Annotated in this window: 14 protein-coding genes and 1 pseudogene; 8 read left to right on the forward strand and 7 right to left on the reverse strand. The window is 71.7% G+C overall.

Annotated features, from left to right (window positions below):
• Positions 1-94: 94 nt before the first annotated feature.
• On the reverse strand, positions 95-2,515 hold the full coding sequence (gene lon / locus CIB93_RS12605) for an endopeptidase La (RefSeq protein WP_096626882.1): 2,421 nt from the start codon (positions 2,513-2,515) through the stop codon (positions 95-97).
• Between the two features lie 156 nt (positions 2,516-2,671).
• Between lon and CIB93_RS12610 the strand changes: the two genes are divergently transcribed.
• The 6 genes from CIB93_RS12610 (at position 2,672) to CIB93_RS12635 (ending at position 10,762) form a co-directional block, all read left to right on the forward strand.
• On the forward strand, positions 2,672-3,484 hold the full coding sequence (locus tag CIB93_RS12610; RefSeq protein WP_096626883.1) for a nucleotidyltransferase domain-containing protein: 813 nt from the start codon (positions 2,672-2,674) through the stop codon (positions 3,482-3,484).
• Between the two features lie 122 nt (positions 3,485-3,606).
• A complete protein-coding gene (locus tag CIB93_RS12615; protein WP_257002157.1) occupies positions 3,607-4,320 on the forward strand; it encodes a spermidine synthase in 714 nt (237 codons plus the stop codon).
• Between the two features lie 234 nt (positions 4,321-4,554).
• Entirely contained in the window at positions 4,555-5,292 is a 738-nt protein-coding gene (locus CIB93_RS12620) for a response regulator transcription factor (protein ID WP_096626884.1), read from the forward strand.
• Positions 5,289-6,365 (forward strand): ATP-binding protein, encoded by a 1,077-nt coding sequence (locus CIB93_RS12625; protein WP_096626885.1) that lies wholly within the window; start codon positions 5,289-5,291, stop codon positions 6,363-6,365. Before CIB93_RS12620 ends, CIB93_RS12625 begins: the two co-directional genes overlap by 4 nt.
• A 282-nt stretch (positions 6,366-6,647) precedes the next feature.
• The gene (locus CIB93_RS12630; protein WP_179500078.1) at positions 6,648-10,463 is read left to right on the forward strand and encodes a multifunctional oxoglutarate decarboxylase/oxoglutarate dehydrogenase thiamine pyrophosphate-binding subunit/dihydrolipoyllysine-residue succinyltransferase subunit; all 3,816 of its coding nucleotides are present in this window, start codon (positions 6,648-6,650) and stop codon (positions 10,461-10,463) included.
• A gap of 113 nt (positions 10,464-10,576) precedes the next feature.
• Positions 10,577-10,762 (forward strand): DUF6104 family protein, encoded by a 186-nt coding sequence (locus CIB93_RS12635; RefSeq protein WP_003966321.1) that lies wholly within the window; start codon positions 10,577-10,579, stop codon positions 10,760-10,762.
• Between the two features lie 28 nt (positions 10,763-10,790).
• Here the strand turns inward: CIB93_RS12635 and CIB93_RS12640 are convergent, their stop codons facing one another.
• On the reverse strand, positions 10,791-11,621 hold the full coding sequence (locus CIB93_RS12640; protein ID WP_096626887.1) for a hypothetical protein: 831 nt from the start codon (positions 11,619-11,621) through the stop codon (positions 10,791-10,793).
• Between the two features lie 152 nt (positions 11,622-11,773).
• Here CIB93_RS12640 and CIB93_RS12645 point away from each other — a divergent pair, with 152 nt between their 5' ends.
• Positions 11,774-12,631, forward strand: a complete 858-nt coding sequence (locus tag CIB93_RS12645; RefSeq protein WP_096626888.1) for a DUF4097 family beta strand repeat-containing protein — start codon at positions 11,774-11,776, stop codon at positions 12,629-12,631.
• Position 12,632: 1 nt separating this feature from the next.
• Positions 12,633-13,685 carry a PadR family transcriptional regulator gene (locus tag CIB93_RS12650; protein WP_096626889.1) on the forward strand — a complete coding sequence of 351 codons (1,053 nt, stop codon included), beginning with the start codon at positions 12,633-12,635 and terminating at the stop codon, positions 13,683-13,685.
• A 30-nt stretch (positions 13,686-13,715) separates the two neighbouring features.
• Here the strand turns inward: CIB93_RS12650 and CIB93_RS12655 are convergent.
• The 5 genes and pseudogenes from CIB93_RS12655 to CIB93_RS12675 form a co-directional block, all read right to left on the reverse strand.
• Positions 13,716-14,293, reverse strand: a pseudogene (locus CIB93_RS12655) (Clp protease N-terminal domain-containing protein).
• Positions 14,294-14,346: 53 nt separating this feature from the next.
• Positions 14,347-14,886 (reverse strand): GNAT family N-acetyltransferase, encoded by a 540-nt coding sequence (locus CIB93_RS12660; RefSeq protein ID WP_096626890.1) that lies wholly within the window; start codon positions 14,884-14,886, stop codon positions 14,347-14,349.
• Entirely contained in the window at positions 14,864-16,288 is a 1,425-nt protein-coding gene (locus CIB93_RS12665) for a cellulase family glycosylhydrolase (RefSeq protein ID WP_096626913.1), read from the reverse strand. The genes CIB93_RS12660 and CIB93_RS12665 overlap by 23 nt, the downstream gene beginning before the upstream one ends.
• A gap of 89 nt (positions 16,289-16,377) precedes the next feature.
• Complete coding sequence (locus tag CIB93_RS12670; protein WP_096626891.1) at positions 16,378-17,346, reverse strand: zinc-binding dehydrogenase; 969 nt, start codon at positions 17,344-17,346, stop codon at positions 16,378-16,380.
• A 251-nt stretch (positions 17,347-17,597) separates the two neighbouring features.
• Entirely contained in the window at positions 17,598-18,839 is a 1,242-nt protein-coding gene (locus CIB93_RS12675; protein WP_096626892.1) for an NADP-dependent malic enzyme, read from the reverse strand.
• Positions 18,840-19,076: the final 237 nt, after the last annotated feature.

Below are 19,076 nucleotides of genomic sequence, written 5' to 3' on the forward strand. Positions count from 1 at the left end.
GGGCATGCGGAACGGCCCGCCCCCGCCGGTATGCGGGAAGCGGGCCGTTCCATACGCCGTACAACGCTCAGGCCGTACGCCCCGTACGACGGGCTCAGGCCGCGGCCGGGATCCTCTCCTCCGCCCGGGCCGAGGCCGGGGTGAGGGCGATCTCCAGCACCTGGCGGACGTCGGTGACCGGCCGGACGTCCAGCTTCTCCAGGACCTCGGCCGGGACGTCGTCCAGGTCGGCCTCGTTGCGCTGCGGGATCACGACGGTCGTGACGCCCGCGCGGTGAGCGGCCAGCAGCTTCTGCTTGAGGCCGCCGATCGGCAGGACCCGCCCGGTCAGCGACACCTCACCGGTCATCGCCACATCCGTACGGACGAGGCGTCCGGAGAGCAGCGAGGCCAGGGCGGTCGTCAGGGTGATACCGGCGCTCGGGCCGTCCTTGGGGACCGCGCCCGCCGGGAAGTGGATGTGCACGCCCCGGTCCTTGAGGTCGGCGACCGGCAGCTCCAGCTCCGCACCGTGCGAGCGCAGGAAGCTCAGGGCGATCTGCGCCGACTCCTTCATGACGTCGCCGAGCTGACCGGTCAGGGTCAGTCCGGAGGCCCCGGTCTCCGGGTCGGCGAGCGAGGCCTCGACGAAGAGGACGTCACCGCCCGCCCCGGTCACCGCGAGCCCGGTGGCCACGCCCGGCACGGCGGTGCGGCGCTCGGCCGGGTCCTGAGCGGACTCGGGCACATGGTGCGGACGCCCGATCAGACCGCGCAGGTCCGCGTCGGTCACCGTGAACGGCAGGTCGCGGTCGCCCAGTTCGTGCTGGGCCGCGACCTTGCGGAGCAGCCGGGCCACGGCCCGCTCCAGATTCCGTACGCCCGCCTCGCGGGTGTACTCGCCCGCCAGCCTGCGCAGCGCCGACTCCTCCAGGGCGACCTCGTCCTTCTCCAGGCCGGCCCGCTCCAGCTGGCGCGGGAGGAGGTGGTCCCGGGCGATGACGACCTTCTCGTCCTCGGTGTAGCCGTCGAGCCTGACCAGTTCCATGCGGTCGAGCAGGGCTTCCGGGATGGCTTCGAGCACGTTGGCGGTGGCGAGGAAGACGACGTCGCTGAGGTCGAGCTCGACCTCCAGGTAGTGGTCGCGGAAGGTGTGGTTCTGCGCGGGGTCCAGGACTTCGAGGAGGGCGGCGGCCGGGTCGCCCCGGAAGTCGGAACCGACCTTGTCGATCTCGTCGAGCAGGACGACCGGGTTCATCGAACCGGCCTCCTTGATCGCCCGCACGATACGTCCGGGGAGCGCCCCCACGTACGTACGCCGGTGGCCGCGGATCTCCGCCTCGTCCCGGACACCGCCGAGTGCGACACGGACGAACGTGCGGCCCATGGCGTGGGCGACGGACTCACCGAGCGAGGTCTTGCCGACACCGGGCGGGCCGACGAGGGCCAGTACCGCGCCGCCGCGGCGACCGCCCACCACGCCCAGCCCCCGGTCTGCACGCCGCTTGCGCACCGCGAGGTACTCGGTGATGCGCTCCTTCACATCCGCGAGACCGGCGTGCTCGGCGTCCAGGACCGCCTGGGCGCCGCGGATGTCGTAGGCGTCCTCGGTTCGCTCGTTCCACGGCAGTTCGAGGACGGTGTCCAGCCAGGTGCGAATCCAGGAGCCCTCGGGCGACTGGTCGCTGGCCCGCTCCAGCTTCTCGACCTCCTTGAGCGCCGCCGTCCGGACGTGCTCGGGCAGCTCGGCGGCCTCGACGCGGGCCCGGTAGTCGTCGGACTCGTCCTCCGGGTCGCCGTTGAGCTCGGAGAGCTCCTTGCGTACGGCTTCCAGCTGGCGGCGCAGCAGGAACTCGCGCTGCTGCTTGTCGACGCCCTCCTGGACGTCCTTGGCGATGGACTCGGCGACATCCTGCTCGGCGAGGTGTTCGCTCAGCCACTGGACGGCGAGCTTCAGCCGGGCGACCGGGTCCACGGTCTCCAGGAGCTGGACCTTCTGCGCGGTGGAGAGGAACGGCGAGTATCCGGAGTTGTCGGCGAGCGCGGAGAGGTCCTCGATCTGCTGGACCCGGTCCACGACCTGCCAGGCGCCGCGCTTCTTCAGCCAGCTGGTGGCGAGCGCCTTGTACTCCTTGACCAGCTCGGCCGCCGATCCGGGCAGGGGGTCGGGCACGACGACGTCGATCACGGTCCCCTCCACCCAGAGCGCCCGCCCCGGACCACTGGTCCCGGCCCCGATCCGGACCCGGTCACGGGCCCGGATGAGCGCACCCGGGTCGCCGTCCGAGAGGCGCCCGACCTGCTCGACGGTGCCGAGGACACCGGTCCCCGTGTACGTCCCGTCGATCCGCGGGACCAGCAGCACCTCGGGCTTGCCGCCGTCGGGACGGGCGGCGGCCTGCGCGGCCTCGACGGCGGCGCGCACCTCGGTGTCGGACAGGTCCAGCGGCACCACCATGCCGGGCAGGACGACCTCGTCGTCGAGCGGCAGCACGGGCAGGTCGATCGGTGTGAACGCCTTGGACTCGCTAGTCATGATCTCCCCTTCGGCAGGCAAGTTGAGCTATGTGGACTCAATGCTCATGAGCCGCCGAATGTTCCCCGGGGCCTGTTCGCTCTCAGCGATCACGCGCCGAGAGGGCGGGACCGGGGTCGGAGGCCGCCGCTCGGGCCTTTCCGGCACAGTGCTCGCATGAACGGAAAAGGTCTCGCCGAGGACGGCACGATCGCCCGCGAAGGAAGCCTCGACCGCGTCCCGGAGACGTTCGCGCCGGTGGTTGCGGATGCCCGTTCCCGTATCGCCGAGGCGTTCGGGGGCGAGCGGCTGCACAGTGCCTACCTGTACGGGAGCGTTCCGCGCGGGTCGGCTGTTCCCGGGCGCTCGGACCTCGATCTGCTGCTGGCACTGCGGGGGGAGCCGACGGACGCGGACCGCGGCGACGCCGACGGCGTCGCCGCCGCGCTCGATACCGACCACCCGGCCATCGACACGGCGGGCATCCTGCTGGTCCGTGCGCGGACCGCACTCAGCGAGCTGGAACGGCACGACCTCGGCTTCTTCGTCGCCTGCCTGTGCACTCCGCTGCTCGGGCCCGACCTCGCCTCCGCCCTGCCCCGCTACCGCCCCACCTCGCTGCTCGCCCGCGAGACCAACGGCGATCTCGCGCTCGCGCTGCCGCGCTGGCGGGCGTCGGCGACGGCGGAGGACCTGGCCGACGCCGACCGGACGCGGCTCTGCCGACGCGTGGCCCGGCGCCTCGTCCGTACCGGCTTCACGCTGGTCATGCCCCGCTGGGGCGGCTGGACGAGCGACCTGGAGGAGTCCGCCGATGTGTTCGGCCGCTACTATCCGGGGCGCGCGGCCCGGATGCGTTCGGCCGCCGCGGCCGCGGCCCGTACCGCTTCCCCCGACCCGGGCCTGCTCCGCCTGTTCCTCGACGACCTGGGGCCCTGGCTGGCGGCCGAGTACACGGCGGTGCACGGGAAGAAGGCGCCTCGGCCGTGAACCGGACGCACCCAGGGCGGGGGGCGGTGGCGGGCGGCCGCAAAGCTTTGGCGTTCCGCGCGGCCCGCAGGACAGGATGGACGGGCACCGACTGCCACGACCGGAGACCGGAGAGCCACGACATGTCCGCGATGACCGCCCCCGATGAATCGATGCCGACGCGTTCCGCCGACACCCCCGTCACCCTCGACCGCCGCGACGGGCCGTTCGGCGAGGTCGTTCTGCGGGAGCGCGGGGAGCACTACGAGATCATCGCCAACGGCTGCTTCCTGATGGACACCTCCGACGGGCGCTCCGAGCGGCTGCTGATCGATGCCGCGCTGGATGCCCTGCCCGCCGGCCGGACCGGCCCCTCCGTGCTGATCGGCGGGCTGGGCGTGGGCTTCTCGCTGGTGCGGGCCACCGAGCAGGGGCGCTGGGGGCGGATCGTTGTCGTGGAGCGGGAACAGGCGATCATCGGCTGGCACCGGGACGGGCCGCTGGCGCGGATCTCCGGGGCCGCACTCGCCGATCCCCGGGCCTCGATCCTGCACACGGACCTGGTGGCCCATCTCCGCACGACCACGGAGCGTTACGACGCCCTGTGTCTGGATATCGACAACGGGCCCGACTGGACCGTCACGGAGGACAACGGGAGCCTCTACTCCCCCACCGGACTCGCCCACTGCCACGACCGGCTGACCCCGGGCGGCGTGCTGGCCATCTGGTCCGCGCAGCCGTCCCTCGCCTTCGAACAAGCTTTGCAGAATGCCGGGTTCAGCGGGGTTAGGGCCGAAGAAGTGGCCGTTGCCCGAGGTGTGCCCGACGTGGTCCATCTCGCATCGAAGGGTCTCTGAAGCCCCGACCCGGTATGCGCGGCACGGCACTGGCACGGGTCATCCGGCACAAGCCCGACGATCCGGCCACGCGCCCGGCCCGAACGCGTACCGGCGGGGCAACACCCTGCGTAGCCGGGAGCCCTCCGCTGCCTTTACGCTGCTGACCGGCACACGGGTTCACCCACGAAATCCACGAGCGAAGACCGTGCCTCCGGGGGGATGCCTCCCGCGAGAACGGGCAGGGGCGGGGCGATGGAACAGACACACACCACCCACAACGGCGTCGCGGCCACCCCGGGGGCTCAGCGCCGGGTGCTGGTGGTCGAGGACGACCCCACGATCGTCGACGCCGTTTCCGCCCGGCTGCGGGCGGAGGGCTTTCTGGTCCAGACCGCGCTGGACGGCCCCGCGGCCGTGGACGCGGCCGAGGCCTGGCAGCCGGATCTGATGGTGCTCGACATCATGCTTCCCGGCTTCGACGGCCTGGAGGTCTGCCGCCGGGTGCAGGCCCAGCGCCCGGTGCCGGTGCTGATGCTCACCGCGCGCGACGACGAGACGGACATGCTCGTCGGGCTCGGCGTCGGTGCCGACGACTACATGACCAAGCCGTTCTCCATGCGGGAGCTGGCCGCCCGGGTGCATGTGCTGCTGCGGCGGGTGGAACGGGCCGCACTGGCCGCCGTCACCCCGCGCAGCGGGATACTGCGTCTGGGTGAGCTGGAGATCGACCACGCGCAGCGCCGGGTCCGGGTGCGCGCCGAGGACGTCCACCTCACGCCGACCGAGTTCGACCTGCTGGTCTGCCTGGCCAACACCCCGCGGGCAGTTCTCTCCCGGGAGCAGCTGCTGGCCGAGGTGTGGGACTGGGCGGACGCCTCGGGCACCCGCACGGTCGACAGCCACATCAAGGCGCTGCGCCGGAAGATCGGCGCGGAGCGCATCCGTACCGTGCACGGTGTGGGCTACGCCCTGGAGACTCCGGCGCCATGACCTGGCCAGGGCCCGGGATGCGGCCCTTCTCGATCAAGGCCAAGCTGGGCACGCTCGTCGTGGTCTCGGTGTTCATCACCACCGGACTGCTGATCGTCGCTCTGCGGACCCGGACCGAGTTCCAGTTCATCACCGTGTTCTCGGTGATCGCGACACTGCTGATCACCCAGTTCGTGGCGCACGGTCTGACCGCGCCGCTGGACGAGATGCGCGCGGTGGCCCGGTCCATCTCGCACGGCGACTACACCCGCCGGGTGAGCGGCGCCGGGCGGCGGGACGAGCTGGGCGACCTGGCCCAGACGATCAACCGCATGGCGGACGATCTGGAGGCGGAGGACCGGCACCGCAAGGAGCTGGTCGCCAATGTCTCGCACGAGCTGCGCACCCCCATCGCGGCGCTGAGAGCGGTGCTGGAGAACGTGGTGGACGGGGTGTCCGCCGCCGATCCCGAGACGATGTGCACGGCGCTGAAGCAGACCGAGCGGCTCGGTCGGCTGGTGGAGACACTGCTGGATCTGTCGCGCCTGGACAACGGGGTCGTCGCACTGAAGGCACGCCGGTTCGAGGTGTGGCCGTATCTCTCGGGCGTACTGAAAGAGGCCAATCTCGCCGCCTCCCACCGACGCCTGCCGTCGGGTTCGGGCAACCACTCCCGTACGGACGTCCATCTGCACCTGGACGTCTCGCCGCCGGAGCTCACCGCGCACGCGGACACCGAGCGACTGCACCAGGTGGTCGCCAACCTCATCGACAACGCGGTCAAGCACAGCCCGCCGCACGGCCGGGTCACGGTGCTGGCGCGCCGCGGGGCGTATCCCGAGTCGCTGGAGCTGGAGGTCGTCGACGAGGGCCCCGGCATCCCGGAGACGGAGCGCCACCGGGTGTTCGAGCGCTTCAACCGGGGCCAGGTGCCGTCCCCGCACGGGCCGGGCAGCGACGGCGGTACGGGGCTGGGGCTCGCGATCGCCCGCTGGGCGGTGGATCTGCACGGCGGACGGATCGGAGTGGCCGAATCCGTTCGTGGCTGCCGCATCCAGGTCACCCTTCCGGGAATCCCCGAGCAGCGCGGTTGACGATGACGTTGACATAGGGTCGAACCGGAAGGGCACGTTCATACGTGCCATGCCAGTACGGGATCTCCAGGGGATACGGTCGGACGGCCGTATCCACGGTCCTGCGTACCCGGAGTGCAGCGGAACCTCGCTTGTTTCCCGCCATTTCCTGCGCCGAAACCCGTCTTCCGATGTGATGTGCACGACGAAGCACCGGCCCGGCCTGCAAGGAACGGTCAGGGGGGCGTAGCCTTGATTTCCGCTGTCCATCACCTTGTGAAGCGGAAGAGGGCGGTTGCCGCCGTGTCGTCTCAGTCCCCCAGTAACTCAAGCGTCTCGACCGACCAAGCCAGCCCGGGCACCAACCCGGCCGCTGCGTTCGGCGCCAATGAATGGCTCGTCGACGAGATCTACCAGCAGTACCTCCAGGATCCCAGTTCGGTCGATCGCGCCTGGTGGGACTTCTTCGCCGACTACAAGCCGGGCACGTCCGGCACGGCGGACAAGCCCGTTCCCGGCGCCGCAGCCTCGGGGGCTGCGGTGACCGCCACCACCCCCGCGCAGGCCGCACCGGCCGCTCCCGCAGCCGCTCCGGCTCCGGCGAAGCCCGCAGCCGCTGCTCCGGCAGCCCCGGCGAAGGCGGCTCCGGCCAAGCCCGCCGAGGCCGCCCCGGCCCCGGCGAAGGCCGCCCCGGCTGCGGCGAAGCCCGCTGCCGCGCCCGCCAAGGCCGAGGAGTCCACCGAGGCCCCGGCCGGCCCGGAGTACGTGACGCTGCGCGGCCCCTCGGCCGCCGTCGCGAAGAACATGAACGCCTCGCTGGAGCTGCCGACGGCCACGTCCGTCCGCGCGGTCCCGGTGAAGCTGCTCTTCGACAACCGCATCGTCATCAACAACCACCTCAAGCGCGCCCGTGGCGGGAAGATCTCCTTCACCCACCTCATCGGGTACGCGATGGTGCAGGCCCTCAAGGCCATGCCGTCGATGAACTACTCCTTCGCGGAGAAGGACGGCAAGCCGACCCTGGTCAAGCCGGAGCACGTCAACCTCGGTCTCGCCATCGACCTGGTGAAGCCGAACGGCGACCGCCAGCTGGTCGTCGCGGCCATCAAGAAGGCCGAGACGCTCAACTTCTTCGAGTTCTGGCAGGCGTACGAGGACATCGTCCGGCGCGCCCGCATCGGCAAGCTCGGCATGGACGACTTCACCGGCGTCACCGCCTCGCTGACCAACCCCGGCGGTATCGGCACCGTCCACTCGGTGCCCCGCCTGATGCCCGGTCAGGGCCTCATCATGGGCGTCGGCGCGATGGACTACCCGGCGGAGTTCCAGGGCACCTCGCAGGACACCCTGAACAAGCTCGGTATCTCGAAGGTCATGACGCTGACCTCGACCTACGACCACCGGGTCATCCAGGGGGCCGCCTCCGGTGAGTTCCTGCGGGTCCTGTCCCAGCTGCTGCTCGGCGAGAACGAGTTCTACGACGAGATCTTCAAGGCGCTGCGCATCCCCTACGAGCCGGTCCGCTGGCTCAAGGACATCGACGCCTCGCACGACGACGACGTCACCAAGGCCGCCCGGGTCTTCGAGCTGATCCACTCCTACCGGGTCCGCGGCCACGTCATGGCCGACACCGACCCGCTGGAGTACCACCAGCGCAAGCACCCCGACCTGGACATCACCGAGCACGGCCTCACCCTGTGGGACCTGGAGCGGGAATTCGCGGTCGGCGGGTTCGCCGGCAAGACGATGATGAAGCTCCGCGACATCCTCGGCGTGCTCCGTGAGTCGTACTGCCGCACCACCGGCATCGAGTTCATGCACATCCAGGACCCGAAGCAGCGCAAGTGGCTCCAGGACCGGGTCGAGCGCCCGCGCCCCAAGCCCGAGCGCGAGGAGCAGCTGCGCATCCTGCGCCGGCTGAACGCGGCCGAGGCGTTCGAAACGTTCCTCCAGACGAAGTACGTCGGGCAGAAGCGGTTCTCGCTGGAGGGCGGCGAGTCCGTCATCCCGCTGCTCGACGCCGTCCTCGACTCCGCCGCCGAGGCCCGCCTCGACGAGGTCGTCATCGGCATGGCCCACCGCGGCCGCCTGAACGTGCTGGCGAACATCGTCGGCAAGTCGTACGCCCAGATCTTCCGGGAGTTCGAGGGCAACCTCGACCCGCGCTCGATGCACGGCTCCGGGGACGTCAAGTACCACCTGGGCGCCGAGGGCACCTTCACCGGTCTGGACGGCGAGCAGATCAAGGTCTCGCTGGCCGCCAACCCCTCGCACCTGGAGGCGGTCGACCCGGTCCTGGAGGGCATCGCCCGCGCCAAGCAGGACATCATCAACAAGGGCGGCACGGACTTCACGGTCCTGCCGGTCGCGCTCCACGGCGACGCGGCCTTCGCGGGCCAGGGCGTCGTCGCCGAGACGCTCAACATGTCGCAGCTGCGCGGCTACCGCACCGGCGGCACCGTGCACGTGGTGATCAACAACCAGGTCGGCTTCACCGCCGCCCCGGAGTCCTCGCGCTCCTCGATGTACGCCACCGACGTGGCGCGCATGATCGAGGCGCCGATCATCCACGTCAACGGCGACGACCCGGAGGCCGTGGTCCGCGTCGCGCGGCTCGCCTTCGAGTTCCGGCAGGCGTTCAACAAGGACGTCGTGATCGACCTCATCTGCTACCGCCGCCGCGGTCACAACGAGGGCGACAACCCGGAGTTCACCAACCCGCAGATGTACACCCTGATCGACAAGAAGCGCTCGGTTCGCAAGCTCTACACCGAGTCCCTCATCGGTCGCGGCGACATCACGCTGGAAGAGGCCGAGCAGGCGCTCCAGGACTTCCAGGGCCAGCTGGAGAAGGTCTTCGCGGAGGTCCGCGAGGCCACCTCGCAGCCCGCCGCCCCGCACGTCCCGGAGCCGCAGGCCGCGTTCCCGGTGACGCTCGACACGGCGGTCTCCTCGGAGGTCGTCAAGCGGATCGCCGAGTCCCAGGTCAACATCCCCGAGTCGATCACCGTCCACCCCCGTCTGATGCCGCAGATGCAGCGCCGCGCGGCCTCGGTGGAGAACGGCACGATCGACTGGGGCATGGGCGAGACGCTGGCCATCGGTTCGCTGCTGATGGAGGGCACCCCGGTCCGGCTCGCCGGCCAGGACACCCGCCGTGGCACGTTCGGCCAGCGCCACGCGGTCCTGGTCGACCAGGTCACCGGCGAGGACTACACCCCGCTGCTGTACCTCTCCGAGGACCAGGCCCGCTACAACGTCTACGACTCGCTGCTCAGCGAGTACGCGGCGATGGGCTTCGAGTACGGCTACTCGCTGGCCCGTCCGGAGTCGCTGGTCATCTGGGAGGCCCAGTTCGGTGACTTCGTCAACGGCGCGCAGACCGTCGTGGACGAGTTCATCTCCTCGGCCGAGCAGAAGTGGGGCCAGACCTCCGGCGTCACGCTGCTCCTGCCGCACGGCTACGAGGGCCAGGGCCCGGACCACAGCTCCGCGCGCCCCGAGCGCTTCCTCCAGATGTGCGCGCAGGACAACATGACGGTCGCGATGCCGACCCTGCCGTCGAACTACTTCCACCTGCTGCGCTGGCAGGTGCACAACCCGCACCACAAGCCGCTGATCGTCTTCACCCCGAAGTCGATGCTGCGTCTGAAGGCCGCGGCGTCGAAGATCGAGGAGTTCACCTCCGGCGGCTTCCGCCCGGTGATCGGGGACTCGACGGTCAAGGCCGAGGACGTCCGCAAGGTCGTCTTCTGCGCGGGCAAGCTGTTCTACGACCTGGACGCCGAGCGCGAGAAGCGCGGTGACACCGAGACGGCGCTCATCCGCCTGGAGCGGCTGTACCCGCTGCCGGGTGCGGAGATCCAGGCCGAGATCGCGAAGTACCCGAACGCCGAGAAGTACCTGTGGGCGCAGGAGGAGCCGGCGAACCAGGGTGCGTGGCCGTTCATCGCGCTCAACCTGATCGACCACCTGGACCTCGCGGTCGGCTCGGACGTGCCGCACGGCGAGCGCCTGCGCCGCATCTCGCGACCGCACGGCTCGTCCCCGGCGGTCGGCTCGGCCAAGCGTCACCAGGCGGAGCAGACGCAGCTGGTCAACGAGGTCTTCGAGGCCTAGGACCACCTGGCTGTACGAGCTGTTCGTACGTCACCGGAGACCCGGTTCCGCACCTGTCGCGGAGCCGGGTCTCCGGCGTTCCGGGCGGGCGCGGGCCTCGATATCCTTCTCCCATGTACTTCACGGACCGTGGCATCGAGGAACTGGAGAAGCGGCGCGGCGAGGAGGAGGTCACCTTCGAGTGGCTCGCCGAGCAGCTGCGGACGTTCGTCGATCTCAACCCCGACTTCGAGGTGCCCGTCGAGCGCCTCGCGACCTGGCTGGCACGGCTGGACGACGAGGACGACGAGGACGCGTAACCCTCGGGACGCGTAGCGCTGGGGCGGTCTACCGTTCGGCGCCCGCCCTGGCCCGTTCGTACGCGAGTCCCAGCGCCCCCTGTGCCAGCAGCAGCGCCCCGGCCGCGACCCAGCCTCCGCTGCGGCGGCGGGCGCCCCACAGCAGCAGCGGGAGCCCGGCCGCGAGCTGGACTGCGGCGATGGCACGGGCCCGGGGGCCACGCACCCACGGCCCCACCCGGCCGCTCTCGACCGCGTCCAGTTCGACGCGTACGGCGTCCCGCCACCCGGCCCACGCGACGCGTTCCGTGCCGGGCCGGGCCTCGGCGACGCTGCGCAGCCGGTCCCCGCTCGCGCCGGGCGTGAGTCCGGCGGGCAGGGTCAGTCCGGTGCGGGTGAGGACGGCGAGCAGCCCGCGCAGCCGGGCATCGGCGTCCGCGTCGGGGTCCGGACGGCTCAGTTCCTCCAGCGCCTGGAGGTCCAGCACCGGGTCGAGTCCGAGCCGGGCCGCGAAGGTGCGCATGGCCTCGTCCTCGCCCACCGGGGTGCCGTCGCCGAGCCAGACGTAGCCCACGGGGCGGCGGAATCCGGCGGCGAGGGTGTATCCGGCGCGGTCGGCGTCCCACCACAGGGCGAGCACCGGCCAGGCGGAGCCGACGGCGAGGGCGGTCGCCCAGCCACCGAGCACCCGGTCCACCGGCTCGGCCGCCTCCTGCCCCGCTCCCCCGGTCCGCCAGGGCTTCCCCTCGGGCACGAGCACGGACCACTCCTTGCCCGCCCGGGTCAGCAGCATCTGCTCGCGCAGCAGGTGGGCGAGCGGCCGTACGGTCTCGGGGTCGGCCCGGCACAGCAGGAGCGCTCCGGTGGATGTCGCGTTCATGGCTCACACGCTAGGGCAATTTGCCCTGTTTTGGTGCTCTTCATTCCGCCCCACGCCCCCTTGGCCAGCCTTGACTTCACCGATCCGCGATATATCGTGTCCTGTAACGAGACGCGATATGTTGCGTCGCCACTCTCCGGGAGGTCACATCCATGGCTGTGTCGACGTGGGCCATCGCCGAGCCGCAGAGGCTGAGCTTCGACGATCCGGTGACCGCGCTGAGCGTGCGTGTCGTGGACGGCACGGTCAACGTCGTCGGGACCGACGAGCCGGCGGCCCGGCTGGAGATCTCCGCGATCGAGGGCCCGCCCCTGATCGTGACCCAGGAGGACGGCCGCCTCACCGTGGCGTACGAGGATCTGCCCTGGCAGGACCTGCTGCGCTGGTTCGACCCGAAGGGCCGCCGCCGCAGCGCGGTGGTCTCCCTGGTCGTACCGGCCGCCTCCTCGGTGGAGGTAGGGGTGATCGGCGCCGGGGCCGTCGTCTCCGGCATCACCGGGCGTACGGAGGTCCGGGGCATCACCGGCGACTCCACGCTCGTCGGGCTGACCGGCGCGGTGCGCGGTGAGTCCGTGTCGGGCAGCCTGGAGGCGCAGAGCGTCACGGGGGACCTGCGCTTCCACTCGGTCTCCGGTGATCTGACGGTGGTCGACGGGGCGGGGGCCTCGGTCCGGGCCGAGTCCGTCAGCGGTGACATGGTGCTGGACGTCGAGACCTCCGGGGACCCCACGGACATCAGACTGACCACGGTCTCCGGCGGGATCGCGATCCGGCTGCCGCACCCGGCGGACGCAAGGGTCGAGGCGAACACCGCGAGCGGGACCGTCTCCAACGCCTTCGAGGACCTGCGGGTCGGCGGGCAGTGGGGGACGAAGAAGATCACCGGCACGCTGGGCGCCGGAACGGGGACCCTGCGGGCGACGACCGTGTCCGGTTCGATCGCCCTGCTGCGCAGGCCGCCCGCCGAGGACGACGCCTACGCCGCCGAGCCGACCGGAAAGGTTCTCTGACATGCCTCCCGTATTCGCCCACGGCCGACTGCGGCTGTATCTCCTCAAGCTCCTGGACGAGGCGCCCCGCCACGGCTACGAGGTCATCCGCCTGCTGGAGGAGCGCTTCCAGGGCCTGTACGCCCCCTCGGCGGGCACGGTCTACCCCCGGCTGGCCAAGCTGGAGGCCGAGGGGCTGGTCACCCACGCCACCGAGGGCGGCCGCAAGGTCTACTCGATCACCGAAGGCGGCCGCGAGGAGCTGGCGGGCCGCAGCGGCGAACTGGCCGATCTGGAGCTGGAGATCCGCGACTCGGTCTCCGAGCTGGCCGCCGAGATCCGCGACGACGTACGGGGCGCGGCGGGCCGGCTGCGCAGCGACATGCGGGCGGCCGCCTCCGAGTCCCGGCAGGGCGCGGGCTCCGGAAGCGGCAAGGCCGGGCAGTCCTCCCCGTTCGGCGACTTCGCGGACTTCGGCGGCCTGGGCGATCTGGGAGACAGCGAGGCCTGGCGTTCGGCCAAGGAAGAGCTACGCCGGGCGAAGCAGGAGTGGAAGGAGCAGGCCCGCCGGGCGAAGGACGAGTCCCGGCGCGCCCGCGAGGACGCCCAGCAGGCTCGCCGTCAGGCCAAGGAGGCCCAGGACAGGGCGCGCGAGCAGATGCAGAACGCCGCCCGCCAGGTCCAGGAGCACTTCGCGCGGGGCGACTGGCCCTCCGGCGTACGGGAGGGTCTGGCCGAGATCACCGGCCAGCTCGGCGGCTTCGCCCGGACCGGCACCTGGCCCCCGTTCGGCAAGCCCGAGCCCGACGGACCGGGGTCCGAGCCCGGGTCCGGGTCGGCACCGGCCCCCGACGACACCGCATCCGGCTGGGGCAAGGACACCTCGGCCACGGGCGACCCGGTGCGCGATCTGGACCGGCTGCTCGACCGCTTCCGCGACGGCATCCGCGACGCGGCCCGCGACCACGGGGTGTCCGAGGCCCAGTTGTCCGAGGCCCGCCGCCACCTGGGCGCGGCGGCGACACGGATCGAGGCGCTGCTGACGGCTGAGGACGAGGAGAACGAGAAGAGGTGAGGAGTGGGGGTCCCCGCCCGCCAGCACCCCTCACCCGGCCTCGGCGTGTCCCTGGCCGTCGGCCCCGGGCCCGTACAGCGCGCGGTGCACGCTCGTGTACGTCGCCCCGTGCTCGGCGAGGACGTCGGCGACGGTTCCGGGGGTCGCGGTGAGGGCCAGGAGGAGGTGCTCCTCGCCGATGAACCGGTCGCCGCGCCCGAGGGCCACCCTCAGCGACTTCTCCAGGATGCCCTTCGCCCCCGGGGTGAAGGGGCGGTGCCCGGACCACCACCGGCGGCTGCGCCGACCGGTGTCGAGAGCGCCCTCGCCATGGGCCCCCTCGACCCGGTCCACGACGGCGCCGACGTCGATCCCGATCCGGCGAGGGCGTCGGTGTCGGCCCTCGTCAGCCCGCCGCGCCGCCGGGCCTCGGTGAAGTCGGCGTCCAGAGCGGCGCGGCGGCCGTCCAGCCCGAGGGCGGCAAGGGCGAAGGAGGCGCGGCTGCCCTCCTGTTCCAGCAGCGCGATCAGCAGGTGCTCCTCGGTGACCGAGGCGGCCCCGGTCCGCTCCGCCCGGGCCACGGCGGCCTTCACGTTCGCGCGGGCCCCTCGGGTGAATCGCTCGAACATCAACGCCTCCCGTACTTCTTGTGCACGGCCTGCCGGCTGACACCCACCTCTCGTCAATCAAAGTTGACATCATCGTCCGCCAGGCGGGCGTGCCGCTCGATGTCGTAGCGGACCCGGCCGTAGCGCAGCTTGGCCCGCTCGATCCCTTCGGGTGCGAAGCCCGAACGCCGGGCGACCGCACAGGATGCCGGGTTGTCGGTGCGGTGGCCCAGCTCCAGCCGGTAGAGGCCGAGGTCGCCGAAGGCCCAGCGCGCCAGCGCGCGCACCCCGGCAGGCGCGACGCCCCGGCCGCGCGCCGCCTCCGTGGTCCAGTAGGAGACCCAGCCCGTGTCGTGGGTCCGGTTGACGGCCTGAACGGCGACACAGCCCAGGGCCTCGCCCTCCTCCCCCACGACGGCCCAGGAGTACCCGGTCCTGGCCCCCCGTTCACGCGTACGGTCCGCGATCCAGGCCAGCGCCCCGGCCTGGTCGGACACGGGCCGGTCGGTCTGGCGGTCCATCTCGGCCGGGGCGAAGGCGCGGAGCACGGCCGGCGCGTCGGCGGGCAGCCAGGGGCGCAGCAGAAACCCTTCAGGGGTGGTCAGTTCGTCCATGCGGACCACCTTCCCGCACGGTCACCTCCACCCGCACGCCGGGCCGGGCGACCACCAGCAGCCGCCCGCCGTGCCGGGCGTTCCCGAGCACACGGGCGGACCCGGCGACGGAGACCCGCCACCCCCGGACGGACGGCGGGAGCGACAGCTCCGTGACCCCGGGACGGGCGGCGGCCCGGTAGTCGAGCCGGTAGCGCCGGCGCTCCGCGTCGTAGGTGTCGGAGCGGACTTCTCCCGCGACGGCCGGGGCGTAGGGGGTGGCCGTCCGCTCCTTGTTCGTACGGAAGCGGCCGCGCTCGTCGAGGGCGCAGTAGCCGCCGCCGTAGCACCAGACGTATCCGGCCCAGCCGGAGCTGTAGCGGTTCAGGGAGGCGACGGCCTCGCGGTAGAAGCGGCCCATGTTCGGCAGGGCGTTGTTCAGCGGCCCCCACTCACCCACGACCACGGGCATCCGGTAGCGGGCCGGGTAGGCGGTGACGGCGGCCTCGTACGCCTCGATCCAGCCGGCCTCCGGGTCGTAGTCCGCGCCCGCCTCCATGGCGGTGTTGTAGAAGTGCGGGGCGTACACGGTCCGGCTGTCCTCGATCCGCCCCAGCCCCGTGGGCACGCCCTCGCCGACGATGGGGGTCGGCTCGACGAACAGCCAGGTGGAGCGGTCCTTGGCGCGGATGGCGCGGGCCAGCCGGTTGTACATCGGGGTGAGGTGCTCGGCCTCGATCCTGCGGGCGGCGGTCGGCAGGTCCTCGCCTTCGCGCAGCTCCCCCATCGGCTCGTTGATCAGGTCGTATCCGATCACCGCCGGGTGGCCGCGGAAGCGTTCCGCGAGGACCTGCCACATGGCGGCCTGGGCGCGTCGCAGGTCGGGGTCCTCGTAGAGGTGGGTGAAGGCCCGCTGGACGGCCGGTTCGAAGTACTCGGAGAACCAGTCGTCGGGGTTCGGGGTGAACGGCAGCCCGTCGGTCCTGGTGGCCCAGGCGGGGATGCCCCGGTGACCGAAGGCGGGCCCGAAGACATCCTGGTGGGCGTCGATGAGGACGTGGATGCGGTGCTTCCGCGCCCAGCCCAGGATGCGTTCGATGCGCCGGAGATAGCGCTCGCTGTACTGGCCGCGCCGGGGCTCCAGGTCGTCCCAGAAGACCAGCAGCCGGGCGAAGTTGAAGCCGCCCGCCCGCAGGTCGCGGAAGTGCCGTTCGGTGATGGCGGTGAGTGCGGCCTCGCCGCGGTTGACCTTGTCCTCGACGTTCCAGCCGCGCAGGGTGAGGGTGCGGCCGCGCTCGTCGGTGAGCGGCGGTACGGAGCGCTCGCGGGACTCCGGTGCCGGTGCGGGTGCGGGTGCGGGGCGCGCCGAGGCGGCGGGGGCGAGGGCCCCCGCCGCGAGCACGGACGCGACGACAACTGCCATGAGTGCTCTGCCCATTCGCATGGGCCCGATCCCATCAGCAGGACTGACGATCCATCAAGAGTCGGTTACCGGCGAGTTGGTGCGCGCCCTCAGTCCGTGGGGCGGAGCACGATCTTCCCGAACAGGTCGCCGGACTCCAGCCGCTGGAACCCTTCCCTGGCCCGGTCCAGCGGCAGCACCTGGTCGATGACCGGCCGTACCCCCGTGCCGGCGCAGAAGGCGAGCAGGTCCTCCAGCTCGTCCTTGGAACCCATGGTGGAGCCGACGACCTTGAGCTCCAGGAAGAAGATCCGGGTCAGCTCGGCGTGCGCGGGCCGGTCCCCGCTGGTGGCCCCCGAGATGACGAGGGTGCCGCCGGGGCGCAGCGACTTCACGGAGTGGGACCAGGTGGCGGCCCCGACGGTCTCGATGACCGCGTCCACCCGCTGCGGCAGCCGGGCGCCGGGCTCGTACGCCTCCAGCGCACCCAGTTCGACGGCCCGCTCCCGCTTGGCCTTGTCCCGGCTGGTGGTGAAGACCCGCAGCCCAGCGGCCTTCCCGAGCACGATCGCCGCGGTGGCGACCCCGCCGCCCGCGCCCTGGACGAGCACGGAATCGCCGGGCCGCACTCCGGCGTTGGTGAACAGCATCCGGTACGCGGTGAGCCAGGCGGTCGGCAGGCAGGCGGCTTCCTCGAAGCTGAGCTCCTTCGGCTTGGGCAGCACGTTCCAGGTGGGGACGGTGACCTGCTCGGCGAAGGTGCCCTGGTAGCGCTCGGTGAGGATGGAGCGCGGCTCCTTCGGCCCGACGCCGTGTCCCGACTGTCCGATGACGGAGTGCAGGACGACCTCGTTGCCGTCCTGGTCGACGCCCGCGGCATCGCAGCCCAGGATCATCGGCAGCCGGTCCTGCGAGAGCCCCACGCCCCGCAGGGACCAGAGGTCGTGGTGGTTGAGGGAGGCGGCGCGGACCGTGACGGTGCTCCATCCGGGACGCGTCTCGGGAGCCGGGCGCTCGCCCAGCTCAAGTCCGTCGAGAGGCTGGTCGGGATCGATGCGGGCTGCGTAGGCGGCGAACATGGCTCGACGATAGGCGGGGCGGGGCGACGACGTAACCGCCTGCGGGTGTGACGCACGCCAACTGGCCCCGCGCCCGCGGTCCGAGCCCCTCCAGCGGCCGCGTTCAAGCCGTCCTGGGCCGACAAGGAACGCGCGCGGAGCCCGCACGGACCGGCCCGCGCACTCAAGCCCCTCCGGGGCCGAAAAGAATGGGCGGGGCCCGCACAGACAGGCCCCGCCCACCAAGCACCGCACAACAGCGCAGCGCGGACTCAGCGCCGCGCCACACCCTCCGCGCGAGCCGCCGCGGCCACGGCGGCGGTGACCGCCGGGGCGACCCGCTCGTCGAACGGCGACGGGATCACGTAGTCGGCGGCCAGCTCATCGCCCACGACGTCCGCCAGCGCGTTCGCCGCCGCGATCTTCATGCCCTCGGTGATCCGGGAGGCCCGGACCTGGAGCGCACCGGCGAAGATCCCGGGGAAGGCCAGCACGTTGTTGATCTGGTTCGGGAAGTCCGAGCGCCCGGTCGCCACGACGGCCGCGTACTTGTGCGCGACCTCCGGGTGGACCTCCGGGTTCGGGTTGGCCATCGCGAAGACGTACGCGCCGGGGGCCATCGAGGCCACCGCCGCCTCCGGGACCGTACCGCCGGAGACGCCGATGAAGACGTCCGCACCGGCGAGCGCCTTCTCCAGCGAACCGGAGATGCCGGCCCGGTTGGTCAGCTCGGCCAGTTCGCGCTTGACGTCGGTGAGGTCCTCGCGGTCGCGGCTGACGATGCCCTTGCGGTCGGCCACCGCGACATCGCCGATGCCCGCCTCAAGCAGGAACTTGGCGATGGCGACACCCGCCGCGCCCGCGCCGGAGATGACGCCGCGCAGGTCGCCGAGCGTCCGCCCGGAGAGCTTGGCGGCGTTACGGAGGGCGGCGAGGGTGACGACGGCGGTGCCGTGCTGGTCGTCGTGGAAGACCGGGATGTCCAGCCGCTCCTGGAGCTTGCGCTCGATCTCGAAGCACCGGGGGGCCGAGATGTCCTCCAGGTTGACCCCGCCGAAGGAGGGGGCGAGCCGGACGACGGTGTCGACGATCTCGTCGGCGTCGGTGGTCGCGAGCGCGATCGGCACCGCGTCGACGCCGCCGAACTGCTTGAAGAGGATGGCCTTGCCCTCCATCACGGGGAGGGACGCCTCGGGCCCGATGTCGCCGAGGCCGAGCACGGCGGTGCCGTCCGTCACGACGGCCACGACCTGGGACTTCCAGGTGTAGTCGTGGACGAGCTCGGGGTTGTCGGCGATGGCGCTGCACACTTTCGCCACTCCGGGCGTGTACGCCAGGGAAAGGTCGTCCTTGTCCCGGATCGGGACGGTGGCCTGCACGGCCATCTTCCCGCCCCGGTGCAGGGCGAAGGCCGGATCGAAGGGCTCGTCGGCCCCGGTGTCCGTCGCGCTCGTGCGCTGGATGCCGCTGTCAGTAGTGCTGTCGCTGCGAGGATTGACGATCTCCGCTGCCATGGTGTTGACCCCTTAAGTCTTCATCGTTTGAGGGTGGCCACTCCTGGTTGAGGAGGGGTGGGCGGGCACCGCGTACGCGCCCTGCGCCGGGCGGTTGGCCCGCCCCGGCAGGGTGAGGTACGTACGCGCGGGCGCGCCGCACACGCGCCCTGAGCCCCGGATGAGGGGTGTAAACGTCTTTCTTACCGGACCAACCCTGTTACGCACGAGTCCATTCCGATGCGGTGACGTGACTCA

It is taken from the genome of Streptomyces sp. WZ.A104 (genome assembly GCF_002382885.1).
In the GTDB taxonomy this organism is placed as follows: Bacteria; Actinomycetota; Actinomycetes; order Streptomycetales; family Streptomycetaceae; genus Streptomyces.

Coding starts and splice junctions, on each gene's coding strand:
- CIB93_RS12615 (WP_257002157.1), top strand. CDS start 3,607: ATGTCCGCGATGACCGCCCCCGATGAATCGATGCCGACGCGTTCCGCC.
- CIB93_RS12610 (WP_096626883.1), top strand. CDS start 2,672: ATGAACGGAAAAGGTCTCGCCGAGGACGGCACGATCGCCCGCGAAGGA.
- CIB93_RS12670 (WP_096626891.1), bottom strand. CDS start 17,346: ATGTTCGCCGCCTACGCAGCCCGCATCGATCCCGACCAGCCTCTCGAC.
- lon (WP_096626882.1), bottom strand. CDS start 2,515: ATGACTAGCGAGTCCAAGGCGTTCACACCGATCGACCTGCCCGTGCTG.
- CIB93_RS12645 (WP_096626888.1), top strand. CDS start 11,774: ATGGCTGTGTCGACGTGGGCCATCGCCGAGCCGCAGAGGCTGAGCTTC.
- CIB93_RS12640 (WP_096626887.1), bottom strand. CDS start 11,621: ATGAACGCGACATCCACCGGAGCGCTCCTGCTGTGCCGGGCCGACCCC.
- CIB93_RS12660 (WP_096626890.1), bottom strand. CDS start 14,886: ATGGACGAACTGACCACCCCTGAAGGGTTTCTGCTGCGCCCCTGGCTG.
- CIB93_RS12650 (WP_096626889.1), top strand. CDS start 12,633: ATGCCTCCCGTATTCGCCCACGGCCGACTGCGGCTGTATCTCCTCAAG.
- CIB93_RS12620 (WP_096626884.1), top strand. CDS start 4,555: ATGGAACAGACACACACCACCCACAACGGCGTCGCGGCCACCCCGGGG.
- CIB93_RS12635 (WP_003966321.1), top strand. CDS start 10,577: ATGTACTTCACGGACCGTGGCATCGAGGAACTGGAGAAGCGGCGCGGC.
- CIB93_RS12675 (WP_096626892.1), bottom strand. CDS start 18,839: ATGGCAGCGGAGATCGTCAATCCTCGCAGCGACAGCACTACTGACAGC.
- CIB93_RS12625 (WP_096626885.1), top strand. CDS start 5,289: ATGACCTGGCCAGGGCCCGGGATGCGGCCCTTCTCGATCAAGGCCAAG.
- CIB93_RS12665 (WP_096626913.1), bottom strand. CDS start 16,288: ATGGCAGTTGTCGTCGCGTCCGTGCTCGCGGCGGGGGCCCTCGCCCCC.